Origin of the sequence: Acidicapsa dinghuensis (assembly GCF_025685685.1) — a bacterium.
Classification (GTDB): Bacteria; Acidobacteriota; Terriglobia; order Terriglobales; family Acidobacteriaceae; genus Acidicapsa; species Acidicapsa dinghuensis.
This window is the reverse complement of record NZ_JAGSYH010000009.1, coordinates 1-12403: the sequence shown is the minus strand read 5'-3', so window position 1 is coordinate 12403 and position 12403 is coordinate 1. Positions and strand designations below refer to the sequence as shown.

11 protein-coding genes are annotated in these 12403 nt (G+C 57.2%); 5 read left to right on the top strand and 6 right to left on the bottom strand.

Going from position 1 to position 12403, the window contains the following annotated elements; translation table 11 throughout:
* Positions 1-162 precede the first annotated feature (162 nt).
* Positions 163-1164, top strand: a complete 1002-nt coding sequence (locus tag OHL22_RS22150) for a DUF7544 domain-containing protein (protein WP_263341972.1) — start codon at positions 163-165, stop codon at positions 1162-1164.
* Positions 1165-1192: 28 nt separating this feature from the next.
* On the opposite strand, the gene OHL22_RS22145 is transcribed toward OHL22_RS22150, so the two are convergent.
* From OHL22_RS22145 to OHL22_RS22130, 4 genes are all read right to left on the bottom strand, one after another.
* The gene (locus OHL22_RS22145) at positions 1193-2056 is read right to left on the bottom strand and encodes a TIGR03435 family protein (RefSeq protein ID WP_263341971.1); all 864 of its coding nucleotides are present in this window, start codon (positions 2054-2056) and stop codon (positions 1193-1195) included.
* A gap of 123 nt (positions 2057-2179) precedes the next feature.
* Positions 2180-3217, bottom strand: a complete 1038-nt coding sequence (locus tag OHL22_RS22140) for a PIN/TRAM domain-containing protein (protein ID WP_263341970.1) — start codon at positions 3215-3217, stop codon at positions 2180-2182.
* 994 nt (positions 3218-4211) lie between these two features.
* Positions 4212-5405: a molybdopterin-synthase adenylyltransferase MoeB gene (gene moeB / locus OHL22_RS22135; protein ID WP_263341969.1), complete on the bottom strand. Its 1194-nt coding sequence runs from the start codon at positions 5403-5405 to the stop codon at positions 4212-4214.
* 19 nt (positions 5406-5424) lie between these two features.
* On the bottom strand, positions 5425-5730 hold the full coding sequence (locus OHL22_RS22130; protein WP_263341968.1) for a hypothetical protein: 306 nt from the start codon (positions 5728-5730) through the stop codon (positions 5425-5427).
* Between the two features lie 210 nt (positions 5731-5940).
* Here OHL22_RS22130 and OHL22_RS22125 point away from each other — a divergent pair, with 210 nt between their 5' ends.
* Together OHL22_RS22125 and OHL22_RS22120 are read left to right on the top strand one after the other, a co-directional pair.
* A complete protein-coding gene (locus tag OHL22_RS22125) occupies positions 5941-6420 on the top strand; it encodes a hypothetical protein (RefSeq protein WP_263341966.1) in 480 nt (159 codons plus the stop codon).
* 28 nt (positions 6421-6448) lie between these two features.
* Positions 6449-7441 carry a PilZ domain-containing protein gene (locus OHL22_RS22120; RefSeq protein WP_263341964.1) on the top strand — a complete coding sequence of 331 codons (993 nt, stop codon included), beginning with the start codon at positions 6449-6451 and terminating at the stop codon, positions 7439-7441.
* A 3-nt stretch (positions 7442-7444) separates the two neighbouring features.
* Here the strand turns inward: OHL22_RS22120 and rsmI are convergent, their stop codons facing one another.
* A complete protein-coding gene (gene rsmI, locus OHL22_RS22115) occupies positions 7445-8371 on the bottom strand; it encodes a 16S rRNA (cytidine(1402)-2'-O)-methyltransferase (RefSeq protein WP_263341963.1) in 927 nt (308 codons plus the stop codon).
* Between the two features lie 148 nt (positions 8372-8519).
* Positions 8520-10316: a c-type cytochrome gene (locus OHL22_RS22110; RefSeq protein ID WP_263341962.1), complete on the bottom strand. Its 1797-nt coding sequence runs from the start codon at positions 10314-10316 to the stop codon at positions 8520-8522.
* A 108-nt stretch (positions 10317-10424) separates the two neighbouring features.
* Here OHL22_RS22110 and OHL22_RS22105 point away from each other — a divergent pair, with 108 nt between their 5' ends.
* Together OHL22_RS22105 and OHL22_RS22100 are read left to right on the top strand one after the other, a co-directional pair.
* Positions 10425-10817 carry a hypothetical protein gene (locus tag OHL22_RS22105; RefSeq protein ID WP_263341961.1) on the top strand — a complete coding sequence of 131 codons (393 nt, stop codon included), beginning with the start codon at positions 10425-10427 and terminating at the stop codon, positions 10815-10817.
* A gap of 661 nt (positions 10818-11478) precedes the next feature.
* Complete coding sequence (locus OHL22_RS22100) at positions 11479-12171, top strand: hypothetical protein (protein ID WP_263341960.1); 693 nt, start codon at positions 11479-11481, stop codon at positions 12169-12171.
* Positions 12172-12403: the final 232 nt, after the last annotated feature.

The window sequence follows — 12403 nt, the reverse complement described above, 5'->3', positions numbered from 1 at the left end:
CGGGCAGTTTCCGGGCAGATGGTGAAACGAAAGCTCAAGACGAATTCTATCGATTCAATGGTTCAAGGCCAGATCGAGCTGCAACGGCGGCGATGTAATAGACTTCTGCTGTCCAAAATATCCAGTGGCCACGCCGAATTCTATTTGGATTGGTGAATCGATATGAAGAAGTTTTCTGCTTCTGAGGCCGTGTGGCCTGCGATGAAGCGGACATACGACTACTTATATCAACCTCTGAGCTGGCGACGGTTTCTCAAACTGGCCGCAGTGGCGATCATGACAGAGGACATTTTCATCAGCATACCGTTGGGAGTGGTGTGTGGGTTGGAATTGAATCTTCCATGGGACCGGGTTTTTACTCTATTCAAAGCACAATACATACCCTATGCGATTCCACTGCCGATTGCAGCGGTGACGTTCATTTGTCTCACTCTATGCGTAGTTATCCATCTCCGCTTTGTTTTCTTCGATTGTCTGATTCATAAGACAAGCCAGATCCGGCAGGTTTGGGGCAAATATCCGACGCAGGCGGATCGTCTATCCCGAGCGAATCTTATTGTCTGGGTGCTGGATCTTGTCATGTTATGTCTGATCGTTCTTGCGTATGTTGTGGTGATCTTTGTAACTCTCAACATTCGCACGCCGAATGGCAAACTGGATCCCGGAGTCTTTCTTATCCTGTTTTTCCCTAGTCTGGGGTTTACCTGTTTCGTTTGTCTTGTAGCGTCCGTACTTGAGGTAATGCTGCAGGATTTTATTCTGCCGCACATGGCATTGGAGGGTTTGTCCTTCGGCGCGGCATTCAAGGCTTTGCGCACGATTTTCAGTTCAGACAGGGAAAAATTTATCTCGTATCTGATTCTCCGCACAGCGCTACCATTCATAGCCTGGATCATTCTGGCGCTCATAGCCGGCTCACTGGGTTGGGTGCTGGCTCAAATAGTCGATCTGTCAATGGCGAGGATGAGCGGAGGTGTTACCGGCACGGGAATGTATCTTCAAATAGCAGGTGATGTTGGACTTATATTTTTATGTTTAAGTTTATGGCTTAGCGTCTTTATAAGTCTGGCAACTCCAGTCGCGGTCTGGATTCGCTACTATGCCGTCCTTTTTTATGGCCGCCGCTACCCGGCTTTAGGGGATATCGTGTATCACGCCGCGTGAGGCGATCGCAGGAGTTGAGCCGGAACCACTAGTTGTCTGACGGCATCTCTGCGTGGTCGATGACCAGGACTCGTACAGGACCTTTCGAGGATTCGAGTTTCAGGCCGATCTGCTCCTGGATGGCGGTGAAAAGAGATGGGCCTGAGCCTTGTGCTGGATCGCCGGAGGCATTTGCGCCGGTGTCACGCGTCCAGTTAAGGGTAATGTCGTAACGGCCCTGGATGCCGGTTTTGTCGATGACCTCGCGTCCGAGATCACCGGAGGTGGAGGAAGTAAGGCTCTCGGCGAATTGTTCCAAGGTGAGGCCGGTAGTTTTGAAATTGACGCTGGATCCATTGCCACTGACCGAGGTGCCGGAATTGCCTGTTGTGTCCGCAGTGGGCTTGAGCTTTGGACCATTCCTGGCGACGACCAGCGCGTAGGTGGGGAGTTCGCGGGTTTCCCAATGGGTTTTGAGCTGGAAGCGATCGGCCAGAAGCTGCTGGAAGATAGCCTGGGTTTGAAGATTGCGCTGTTGTCTGTCCAGGTTTTTCAAGCGGGCCGTGGTTTCGTCATCCATCTTGGCTTCGATATCAAATCGGGCTGAATCAAGCCATTTAGGGCCACCAAAAATACGTGAGGCCGGGATGCCGTAGGCATCGTATTGCATGAGGCTCTTCAGCGAAACATTGACGGCGGTGAAACGGTTGTTATCGGTGTCGGAGCTGGAGTTTCCACCGCCTGATTTATTGAGCCTGATGGCCGCGACTTCAAACGAGAGGGATTCTGCTGGAGTGGAAGCAGTTGATGGCGTGGGCTGTGCAGGTGATTGCGCACGTATGAGAGAAGAGAGTGCGAGGGCTACGAGAAGCAGCAAAGACGGTAGCCGTCTTCGAAGTGTGCGCGCAGTCATTGTGAAAAGTCCCCGCGATGCAATCAGTGTGACTCGATCAGGATGACGCACTGGAGTCTCATGGCGCTCGGCAAACGGAGCCAGTGGAGCATGTCGGCCCGAAGCCGATTCGGCACTCTGGCTCTAGTGTGTCATCTCGATTGGAACCGGAGTGCGCGGGCTGTCGGCGCTGCGACCGTTCTCTTCCATGCGTCCGAAGATCATTTTGCCGCTGGCGGTCTGGAGAACGCTCGTGACGGTGATCTCAACATTGCGACCGATGAGCTTGCGTGCGTGGTCGACTACTACCATGGTTCCGTCATCGAGATAGCCGACGCCCTGGTTGTACTCCTTGCCTTCTTTGAGGATGACGATGTTCATCTTCTCGCCCGGCAGGACGACAGGCTTGAGCGCGTTGGCAAGATCGTTGACGTTGAGTACCTCGACGCGGTGGAGCTGGGCGACCTTGTTGAGGTTGAAGTCGTTGGTGACGACCTTGGCGTCCCATTTCTTGGCAAGTTCGAGGAGCTTGAGGTCGACTTCCTTGATGGAGGGGAAGTCGTCGGGGACGATCTGGATCTGCAGGTTGCAATTGGACTGCATGCGCTGCAGCATGTCGAGTCCGCGGCGGCCACGCTGACGCTTTGATCCGTCAGTGGAGTCGGCGACGACCTGAAGTTCGCGCAGGACGAACTCGGGGATGACGTAGATTCCGTCGAGGAAGCCGGTGTCAGCGACATCGGCGATGCGGCCATCGATGATGACCGAGGTGTCGAGAACTTTGTAGTTCTTGCGTGTCACCTTTTCGCCGGAGAAGACGCCACCGAGAGCTGCGGGGTTGAGAAGGTCACCTTTGCTGGCGCCGACGAGCAGGCCGACGTAGGTCATGAGCAGCAGAACGAAGACCTGTACAGAGGCCGATGTGGCTCCGGCGGGCAGGGCGCTGCGCAGGACGAGGCAGAAGAGTGAGGCTCCGAAGATGCCGAGGACGGAACCTGCGACCGCTCCGATGAGGCGGCGTAGGGAAAGCGCTCGGACGCGGAATTCAAAGACGATGGCTGCCGCGGAGGCGAATGCACCACAGCCTGCGGCGATGGGTCCGGAAACGCCGAAGGGTTTGAGGAAGAAGCAAACAGCAGAAACTAAGGCAACAAAAAGAATACGTACCAGAATGAGATCCATGATGACGGCTCCCGCCGGGAGGGAACGATGCCCGGCGATTACAAAAGGGGAGTATGCATACCCTGAGTAAGGGTCGTCAAGGACGGAAGTTGTACATTGCGAAAAACTTTTGTGTGCAATGAGTGAAATCGAAAATAGAGATTCAGATTTCCGATGGATGAATTCCAGAATGATGAAAGATTGCTTCTGGATCAGGAAGGGTAGCGTCTGGCATCTGAGACGCAGGCGAACTCAGACTAAGTGTGGCCGTGGTTGGGCAGAGACCGGCGATGTGCCGGTCTGCTGACGATAAGGGGTTTTCGAAGAGGCCCTACTGGTGGTTTCGCTGCTGATCCAGCGGCAGGCCAATGGCTGAGCTGGATTACCGGTTGGCGCCCAGACGCAGTGAAGCTCAGGGCGTGTGGGCAGGGCAAAGGGGAGAATCCTCCGGGCCATTTTGCAATTGAGATTCCGGATCATGGCATCCTCCTTCCGGCGCACGTTTTTGAGCATCGCGAGAGACAGGAGCGTTCGACGCAAAGCTTATAGACGTGGCCAGTTGTGATTGTCAGGAGGGGGTGGTAGAGCCGCGCAGGTCCTTATCCGCGCGATTGCTGCTCACTCGCTCGTGCTTTCAGTCGTGCACTGCGAGAAGCGAGCGAAGGCCTGGCCGGTCAGAAGTCGGCGAGAGGTCCAATCGGGCGTACGCAGCGCAGGAGAGCGCTCCAGGTGGCACAGGTGCTGTCTGGAGGTTCTTTGGCGTTTGAGGTCATAAGTGACTCAGGGTTCGGTGATTCCGGATTTCCCTGCCTAAGACAACTATACCCCCATAGGGTATACAAGAGATAGATATTTGCAGAAAAGTTGTGTACGGGGGCGTAAGTCGAGGTGGGAATATGAAAAAACAGGCTTTTCAAAACTGAAAAGCCTGTATGTTGATCGAGTCAACGGCACGACTGAAATAGCGCCTTGACCTGTTACAAAACTTCGCCCGATTGAGTTTTCAGGCAGCCTGTTAGTACTTCTGCACGCTGGGGTCGATTTCGTCGGCCCAGGCGAGGATGCCGCCGGCTACATTGCTGACCTTTTCATAGCCTTGCTGCTTGAGGAACTCGGCGATCTTCTGGCTGCGGGCACCGCTGCGGCAGTGGACTATGATCTCGCGTGATTTGTCGAGCTCGCTGAGCCGGTTCGGGACGTCGTTCTGCGGAATGAGATAACCGCCGATCTGGGCGATCTGGTACTCATAAGGCTCGCGGACGTCGAGCAGCAGGAAGTTATCGTTGTTGGTCTCGCGCTTGTCCAGCTTGGTTTTCAGGTCGCGAACAGAGATCTGCGGGATACCGTTCTTGATGGGGGCGTCAGCCGGAGGCTCGTTGGCGATGCCGCAGAACTGGTTGTAGTCGATGAGCTCGGTGACGGTGGGGTTTGTGCCGCAGACGGGGCAGTCGGGGTTCTTGCGCAGCTTGAGCTCGCGGAACTTCATGCCCAGTGCGTCAACCAGCAGAAGACGGCCGACCAGCGGCTCGCCTTTGCCGAGGATGAGCTTGATGACTTCCGTGGCCTGGATGATGCCGACGAGGCCCGGCAGGATGCCGAGGACGCCGCCTTCAGCGCAACTGGGGACGAGTCCCGGCGGTGGCGGCTCGGGGTAGAGGCAGCGGTAGCATGGGCCTTCCTCAGTGGCGAAGACACTGGCCTGACCCTCGAAGCGGAAGATGGAGCCGTAGGCGTTGGGCTTCTTGAGGATGACGCAGGCATCGTTGACGAGGTACCGGGTCTGGAAGTTGTCGGTGCCGTCGGCGACGATGTCGTACTGCGCGAAGATCTCGAGCGCGTTGGCGCTGGTGAGTATGGTGTCGTGCTTGACGACGTTCATTGCCGGGTTGAGAGCGTTGAGCTTCTCCTGCGCTGAGTCGATTTTCTTACGGCCCACATCCTTCGTGGAGTGGATGATCTGGCGCTGCAGATTGCTGGAGTCAACGGTGTCAAAATCGATGATGCCAATGGTGCCGATGCCTGCCGCCGCAAGATAAAGAGCGAGCGGCGAGCCGAGCCCTCCGGCGCCGACGCAGAGCACTTTTGCGGCCTTGAGGCGCTGCTGGCCCTCCATGCCCACCTCGGGCAGGATGAGGTGGCGCGAGTAGCGGGCTAGATCGTCGTTGGTCAATTCGGGCAGGGTTTCGGGGGCAAGGGTAGCGGTAGACATGCTAGGGTTCCTTCAGGTTCTATTGTACGGGTTTGGAAGTTGGTTCGGGGCCGAGCATGCGGTCCAGGTTGTGCCAGACGCGAACGCCATAGAAAAGACCACCGACGATGCTAAGGGCCAGATACCCGCCGATGCGAACAAGATCGGAGGGGCGAAAGGGCGCGCCGTTGTCGAAGAAATAATCAAGCGCGTTACAGAGCAGGAAGAGGCTGCCGCCAAAGAAGAGCAGGCCATGAATCCACACGACATAGCTGTGTCCGCGGCGATATAGACGACCTGCGGAAAGCAGTCTGCGTTGGTAGCGGCGGTCGAGGAAACTGCCCATGGCAACTCCTTTTCGCATTGGATGCGGCAAAGGAGGGCTGGTCTTCAGTAATTCGGGCGCGTGGAAATGCGGCGGGACGGGCGGTGGAATCGGGGCGAAAAATTGCGATGGACTGCGGGCATGTGCGAGAGTTGAAGCAATCGGCATTGTTGCCGATATCTATTTCACTGCCCGGCGGAGCGGTTGGCCGCGGGGGACTGGATCGCGAGCATGGCTCGAAATGCGGGAAAGGCTCCGACGCTGGAGCAGATTCAGGATGCGTTGCGCGCAAAAGGATTTGAAGTAACACCGTCGGCAGAAGGTTCGCGGATAAGCAAGTATGGCTGTGCGGCGGTGCTGGTGGCGAGCCCGGTCATTGGAGACCAGGTTGGGACGTCGATTGGGCAGCCAACGTCAGTTGCGTACAAGGTGAGCCCTGGGGTGGTTTTTGGCGGTGAGATTGCGCGGTTGCAGGATCGCGGATATCAGAAGTTCTTTAAAACCAGCAAATATGAGCTGCCGGCGACGGCACAGCAGTTGCATTCGGTTCACCAGTTTTCGGAAGAGGTCGCTCAGATTTCAGGTGGAGTGAGCCTTTACAACGAGTCGCTGGGGACAACCAGCGACGTGTACATGTATGACCGGGTGAAAGGCCGCGAGGCCGTGCAGCCCGCGCCGGTCCGGCCCTGGGACAGCTCTGGCGGCCACTAAGCCGGCAGATGAGCCCCAGGAGCACGGGATGGCAAGCGTCGAGAGCCCGCAAGACCGAGAGTTAACCGCCAACCAGCCGGAATTTCAATCTTCAGCAGAGGAACCGAGGAAGCGCGCCAACCGGCGCGCTTTTCCGCGTCATACTGTGGATTGTCCGGTTACGGTGATTCCGGTGGGCGGCGTAGGCCAGATGGCGGGCAGCCTTTCTGACGTGAGCCTGGGCGGATGTCTGGTAAGGCTGCAACAGCGGTATCTGGCGGGAATGCTGGTGCGAGTCGAGGTTCAGTTTCAATTGCGGGGAATTGCGTTTCGCATTCTGGGCGTGACGGTGGGTACGCGCGGAGCGCAGTGCTTTGCGATCCGGTTTCTGGATATGCCGGAGCGGCGGCGCGCGATGCTGGCTGAGGTGCTGGGGGAAGTTGCAACAGTCAATGCCGCAAGGGCCGAGATGGCTGTTCAGGAAGACGCGCCTTGTGAAGGGGAAACTGCAGCGGATGAGGCGGCAACTCTGGCGGTTGCAGATGTGTCTGTTCCGCCAGCAACCTCACAGAAGCCAAAGGCGCCGGAAGAAGAGAAGCGAATGGCGCAGGCTGTTCCGGCATCGTCAGAGATGCGGGATTCACGGCCTCAAGATGCGCAGCACCTGAAGGTTCGGGAACGGCGGAGCCATGACAGGCACACGGTGGATACAAGTGTGAAACTGTTGCTGATCAAATCGGCGATTACGATGACCGGACGGATCGCCAATCTGAGTATGGGTGGATGCCGGATTCGCACCGATGAGCGGTTCGGCGTGGGCATTTTTGTTCGCGTGGAGACGGAGTTTTATCTGCACGGACTGCCGTTCCGGATTGCGGGTGTCAGTCAGGCGATTCAGGATAAGAACACGATCGGAATCCGGTTTCTGGATATGAGCGAGCGCTGCCGCGCACAGCTTGTGGAGTTGATCGCGGAGATTGAAGAGGCGCACGCGCTGGAGCGTGATGAACCGTCAATCACAGAAACGCAGAACGCTGAATGATATTCAGCTTCGCCTGGTCATGTTCACTGTCTTTGCTTTTTCGCGCTGCAGTTCGCGGTAGAGATCGCTCTTGCCCTGGCCGGTTTCGCGGGCAATCTGCTTCAAAGCATCTTTTTCGCTGAGTCCGCCGGATTGCAGGGCGGCGAGGCGTTCGACGAGGCTGGCGGGTTGCTCGCCTGAGCCGGACTGGCGAGGAGCGGGCTCGACCAGAAGAGTGATTTCGCCGCGAATGCGGTCGCGTGCCGCGAGTTCGGTGCGGATCTCACTCACGGAGCCGCGCAGAAACTCTTCATGGAGCTTGGTCAGCTCGCGGGCCACGACAATGCGCAGGTCCGCGCCCCAGACGGATTCGAGATCGGATAGGGTTTCGAGGATGCGATGTGGAGCTTCGTAGAAGATGAGTGTTGCCGGCGCGGATTTCTCATCTTCGTGAGCCGAGGTGGATTCGGCTGCGAGTGATTCGAGATAACTGCGGCGGGCGCCAGTTTTTTCAGGAAGAAAACCGAGGAAGCGGAAGGTTGTTGAATTAAGGCCGGAAGCGATGAGCGCGGTGATGGCGGCGTTTGCGCCGGGAATGGGATAGATGGATAATCCTGCCTCGAGAACGGCGCGCGTGAGGATGTGGCCGGGATCGGAGATAGCTGGGGTGCCGGCGTCGGAGACAACCGCGATGCTTTTACCGGAGCGGATGTCTTCGATGAGTTCGGTGGTTCGTTCGCGCTCATTGTGCTCGTGCAGGCTGATGGTGGGTTTTGCAATTTCGAAGTGATTAAGAAGCTTCTGTGTCTGGCGCGTATCTTCACAGGCGATGCGGTCAACGCTGCGCAGAGTGCGGAGCGCGCGCAGAGTGATGTCTTCCAGATTGCCGATGGGTGTGGCGACCAGATAGAGGCCGGGAACGAGAGCGGGTTCGGAGCTGGGTTCGGACACGAAGACTAGGATAGCGCGACGGTCATATCCACTTGGGCGCGTGGCTTGCGTTGCAACGATGCGTGGCGGACCGCAGGACTATTGCAAAAGGCAAAGGGCATAACCAGTCTCGAAGTGAGACTGGTTATGCCCTTGTGGTGTTTGTGGACTACTTGTGATGGCTGATGGACCAGACGTAAGCCGCGACAGCTTCGACTTGTTCGGGAGTAAGTTGCGCGCCGCCTTTGGCGGGCATGGCGCTGCGGTACTGCTTAGGATTGAGGACGCCGTCGTCGATGGTCTTGGCGATGCCTTTCCAGCTCCCATCGCTCCACAGCCATTTGTCTTTGGTGAGGTCAGGACCGAGCGGTGTGCCTCCGCCATTCGCGCCATGGCAGGCCATGCAGGGAGCGCCGTTGACCTGGCCGTGATAGATGCGGTCTCCAAGAGCCACCTGCTCTTGTGTAGCGCCCTCAGGAACGGGCAGCGCTGCATTGCCTGCGTCGGCGTGGTTGCCCTCAGGTGGTTGGGCCGCAGCGGCTGAGGCTTCTTCAGGAGCGGCGGTGAGGCTGGGGCAAGGGGTGTAATTTGGCGCGGCGGTGGAGGCAGCGTTACCGCCGACGTAGGTGATGCGATAAATGCGACCCGCGACGTCATCGGCTACATAGAGAGCGCCATCGGAACCTTCGGCGACTCCGGAGGGGCGATGGGTAGCGCCGTCGGGTGAGACGGTGCCACCGGCAAAACCGTCGGCGAAAATCTCACAGCGGCCGGGTGTGCCGCTGCGCGTGATCGCCTGGTAGACGATGTTGTATCCGCCCTGCGTGTAGGGAGCGCGATCCCATGAGCCATGGAATGCGATGAACAGGCCGCGCTGATAGGCGGCGGGAAACTGCTTCCGATCATAGAAGACCATGCCGTTGGGTCCCCAGTGTGCGGGGAATGCGGCGAATGGGCCGGTTTTGGTGGAGCAGACTCCGGCTTTGCTGCCGTCACCGCCGTATTCGGGGGCGAGAATGAGGCGCTTGAGGCCGGGATCGTAGTAGCACTCGGGCCAGCCGTAGTCGCCGTGATCTTTGAGGATCATGACTTCTTCGGACGGCAGCGTGGCTTCCTGCTCAGGCTTGTAAATGCTGGGCCAGTTGGCGTGCAGCTGGTCGCGGCCGTGCTGGGTGATGTAGACGACGTTGCCGGTCTTGTCTACTCCGAAGCCCTCGGCGTTGCGGATACCGGTCGCATAGCGCTCTGCGGGTGAGAAGGTCTGGCCGGTTTTCTTTGCGTCAAAGCGCCAGATGCCACCCCGGGTTTCGAGCTCCGTACAGGGCGTGATTCCTGGCGATTGGAGAGTGCGGTTCTTTTCCTGGCAGGCGTTGGTCGCGGTTGCGACATCGACGTAGAGCATGCCTTCAGTGCTGATGTAGAAGGGGTGCATCGGATGGTCGCCGTTGAGGGGAAGGCCGGAGACGATGGTTTCAGGAGCGCCGGTGGGCACGATGCTGCCTGCCGGAAGCTTGTAGCGGACGATCTTGTCGTTCATCTCGGCATAGATCCATCCGTTGTAGAGGCCGACGCCGGTGCCGCCGCGGGAGCCATCTGCCTCGGTGAGCCCGAAGCGCTGGATAACGTCTGCCTTGCCGCTGCCGGATTTGTCCTGAAGTGCGACGAGGAAGCCGCCTTCGTGGGTTGGCTTGTTGCCGTAGTAGCGGCCTGACCAGGTGTTGACGTAGACGACGTTGTCAGCGCTGACGACAAGGTGCCGGGCGTGACCGATGTCATCGGCGAAGATGGTGGCGCAGAAGCCCGGTGGAAGCTTGAGGCCGCTGTCGTCGGAACAGGTGGAGGCGGCTTTGACGGTGGAGTGGTTCAGATGTGCCGGAACATTGCCAATCACGAGTGAGAACGCAGCGAAGATGCCGAGAGCAAGGACGGCAGAGGCGAGGATTCTGGGCGAGGAAAAGAACCGCATGAGACTCTCCTGAACTGCGAAGGCAGGATATCAACCGGTGCCGTGCACTGGTGGACGATGGGCGTCGATGGCGTGCCGCAGTTCATGAAGTTCGATGCGTAATTGCTGTTGAGCAGCGTGGTGTATCTAACGCTGAAAGAAAGTCTTTTGGCGAAGAAACAGCGGAAAGAGGGGGAGGGAGTAATTATTTTTCTCGCCAACAACAACGGTACTGCTGTTAGCGAGTTTGACATTACCCGCAGCAAGAGATGTAAGGCTCGCTGTCTCCATGATGCGCTTTTTGGGGCTAATTCGATGCAAAGGTTTGGAAAGAAATTAGGTGGATTTCTCGACTGGTGCCGCTTCCTGCAAATCGGGGTCTTCGCGGCGAAATTGCTCCACGTGGAGCAATTTTGTTTGGGTGCCTGGACTCAGGAATGTTCCACGTGGAGCAATTTATGGCGGCCGGTTCTCAGAGCGCTGGAGGCGGATTTTGCTCTACGTGGAGCAATTTTCAGGTGAGGCAGAAATGTTCCTCGTGGAACATTTTGGGTTGGGTGTGTGTGGGTCGAGATGCCCTGTCAAGTGAAGTTTCCTGTAACTTACTGGTTCCGTTAGCGGTGGATTTGCGTGGAATTATGGGTGTTTGTGCATCGGCCTGAGAGTGGCCCAGAATTTATATCTGTTGTGGCATGTTCCACACGCGATTTCAGATCTGAACCATCCGCCTGTGTACGAATTTGGTTTCGTGCTGCCAGCATCCGCTATCCCACCCTTTCTACTAAGGACGTAGAAAGGATGGGGCACCCGTGGAGTTGTGGCGCTTCAAGGTGTCGACACGAAAGGGTCGGCCACCCGTCTTTGTGGTGGCGGATTGGGAATCGAGGCCCGGGGCTGAAGCCCCATTTCTCTCGTAGCGGAATTTCAGGAGCATGAATGCCCCTGCTACCTCCGGGTTCGTGCTGCGCACGAAAGTGGACCCACATCTCCGCGTGTAGAGCGCGCGTAGATATGGGACACCCAGAGTTGTGTGACTCCAGGAGCCGAAAATGAAGGGTGGGCCATCTGCCAATAGTCAATAGCGGTAAGAGTCGTTGACTCAAGGGAAGCGGTGCGCGTAAAACGGCGGCCACCTGAAAGAAACGCTTTCCGGAGTTGTGACACGAAGGAGAGAGAGGTTTCCATGCCAAATCTTCAGTTCTATCTCGACACCTTTAAGATCACTGACACCCGTTCACACCATGACGACACGTTGATTGCGGGGATTGGGGTCTACGTCAACGAAAAGGAGTTCGGTCCGAATGTGCAGTCGATGGGGGACTTCAACAACGGGACGCACTCGTTCAGCAAGCATAAATTGCAGCCGGTGACGGGCGTGCCGGTGAGCCCGACAGACTCGGTGGTGGTGGTTTACCAGATTTACAACAATGGCGATCACCATAGCCCGAACGAGAATCTGTTGCGAGGCGAGATCGGGATCGCGGCGCAGAAGCTGTTCAGCGCGGTGATGCCGGCGATGAAGTTTCCCGATACTGAATCGCACCCGACGGGCGCCGACACGAACAGCAAGCTGAGTGCATATCCGGTCGACTTTCCTAACGCAGATGCTGGTGAAACATCTCAACCGGTTTTAGAGAATGTGTTGACAGGCGGGCTTTATTCGCTGATCAAGCTGGCGTTCAAGGATTGTGATGGACAGGTGGCGATTGGTGGATACACGTTTAAGGGCGCGACGATTTTGAATGCGATCAATGCTGCGGCGGACAAGACCTTTCATCAGAGCGACACGTTCAATGCGAAGAAGGAAGGCTGGGACAGGCCGTGCAATAGCTCGGGGTCTAACTACATTGTGAATTGGTGTGTGAAGGGTAGTTAGCCTGAATTGAGAGTCTGGGCGGACGGTGGGGGTTCGTGCTGTGCACGAATTTGGTTGCGTACTGCGGCCATCTGCTATCCCACCCTTTCTACAGAGAACGTAGAAAGGATGGGGCACCTGTGATCTTTCAGGAGGTTGTCCATTCGATTTGGACCGGAGAAGCTGGTTGTGACGAGCAACTAGGAATCTTCGGAGGATCGAATGGACATTCATAAGAATGCCCGACTGAGCT

Bases quoted from the DNA above. Each gene is read 5' to 3' on its own strand.
- OHL22_RS22110 (WP_263341962.1), bottom strand. From the start codon at position 10,316: ATGCGGTTCTTTTCCTCGCCCAGAATCCTCGCCTCTGCCGTCCTTGCT.
- OHL22_RS22145 (WP_263341971.1), bottom strand. From the start codon at position 2,056: ATGACTGCGCGCACACTTCGAAGACGGCTACCGTCTTTGCTGCTTCTC.
- OHL22_RS22125 (WP_263341966.1), top strand. From the start codon at position 5,941: ATGGCTCGAAATGCGGGAAAGGCTCCGACGCTGGAGCAGATTCAGGAT.
- OHL22_RS22120 (WP_263341964.1), top strand. From the start codon at position 6,449: ATGGCAAGCGTCGAGAGCCCGCAAGACCGAGAGTTAACCGCCAACCAG.
- OHL22_RS22130 (WP_263341968.1), bottom strand. From the start codon at position 5,730: ATGGGCAGTTTCCTCGACCGCCGCTACCAACGCAGACTGCTTTCCGCA.
- OHL22_RS22150 (WP_263341972.1), top strand. From the start codon at position 163: ATGAAGAAGTTTTCTGCTTCTGAGGCCGTGTGGCCTGCGATGAAGCGG.
- OHL22_RS22100 (WP_263341960.1), top strand. From the start codon at position 11,479: ATGCCAAATCTTCAGTTCTATCTCGACACCTTTAAGATCACTGACACC.
- moeB (WP_263341969.1), bottom strand. From the start codon at position 5,405: ATGTCTACCGCTACCCTTGCCCCCGAAACCCTGCCCGAATTGACCAAC.
- OHL22_RS22140 (WP_263341970.1), bottom strand. From the start codon at position 3,217: ATGGATCTCATTCTGGTACGTATTCTTTTTGTTGCCTTAGTTTCTGCT.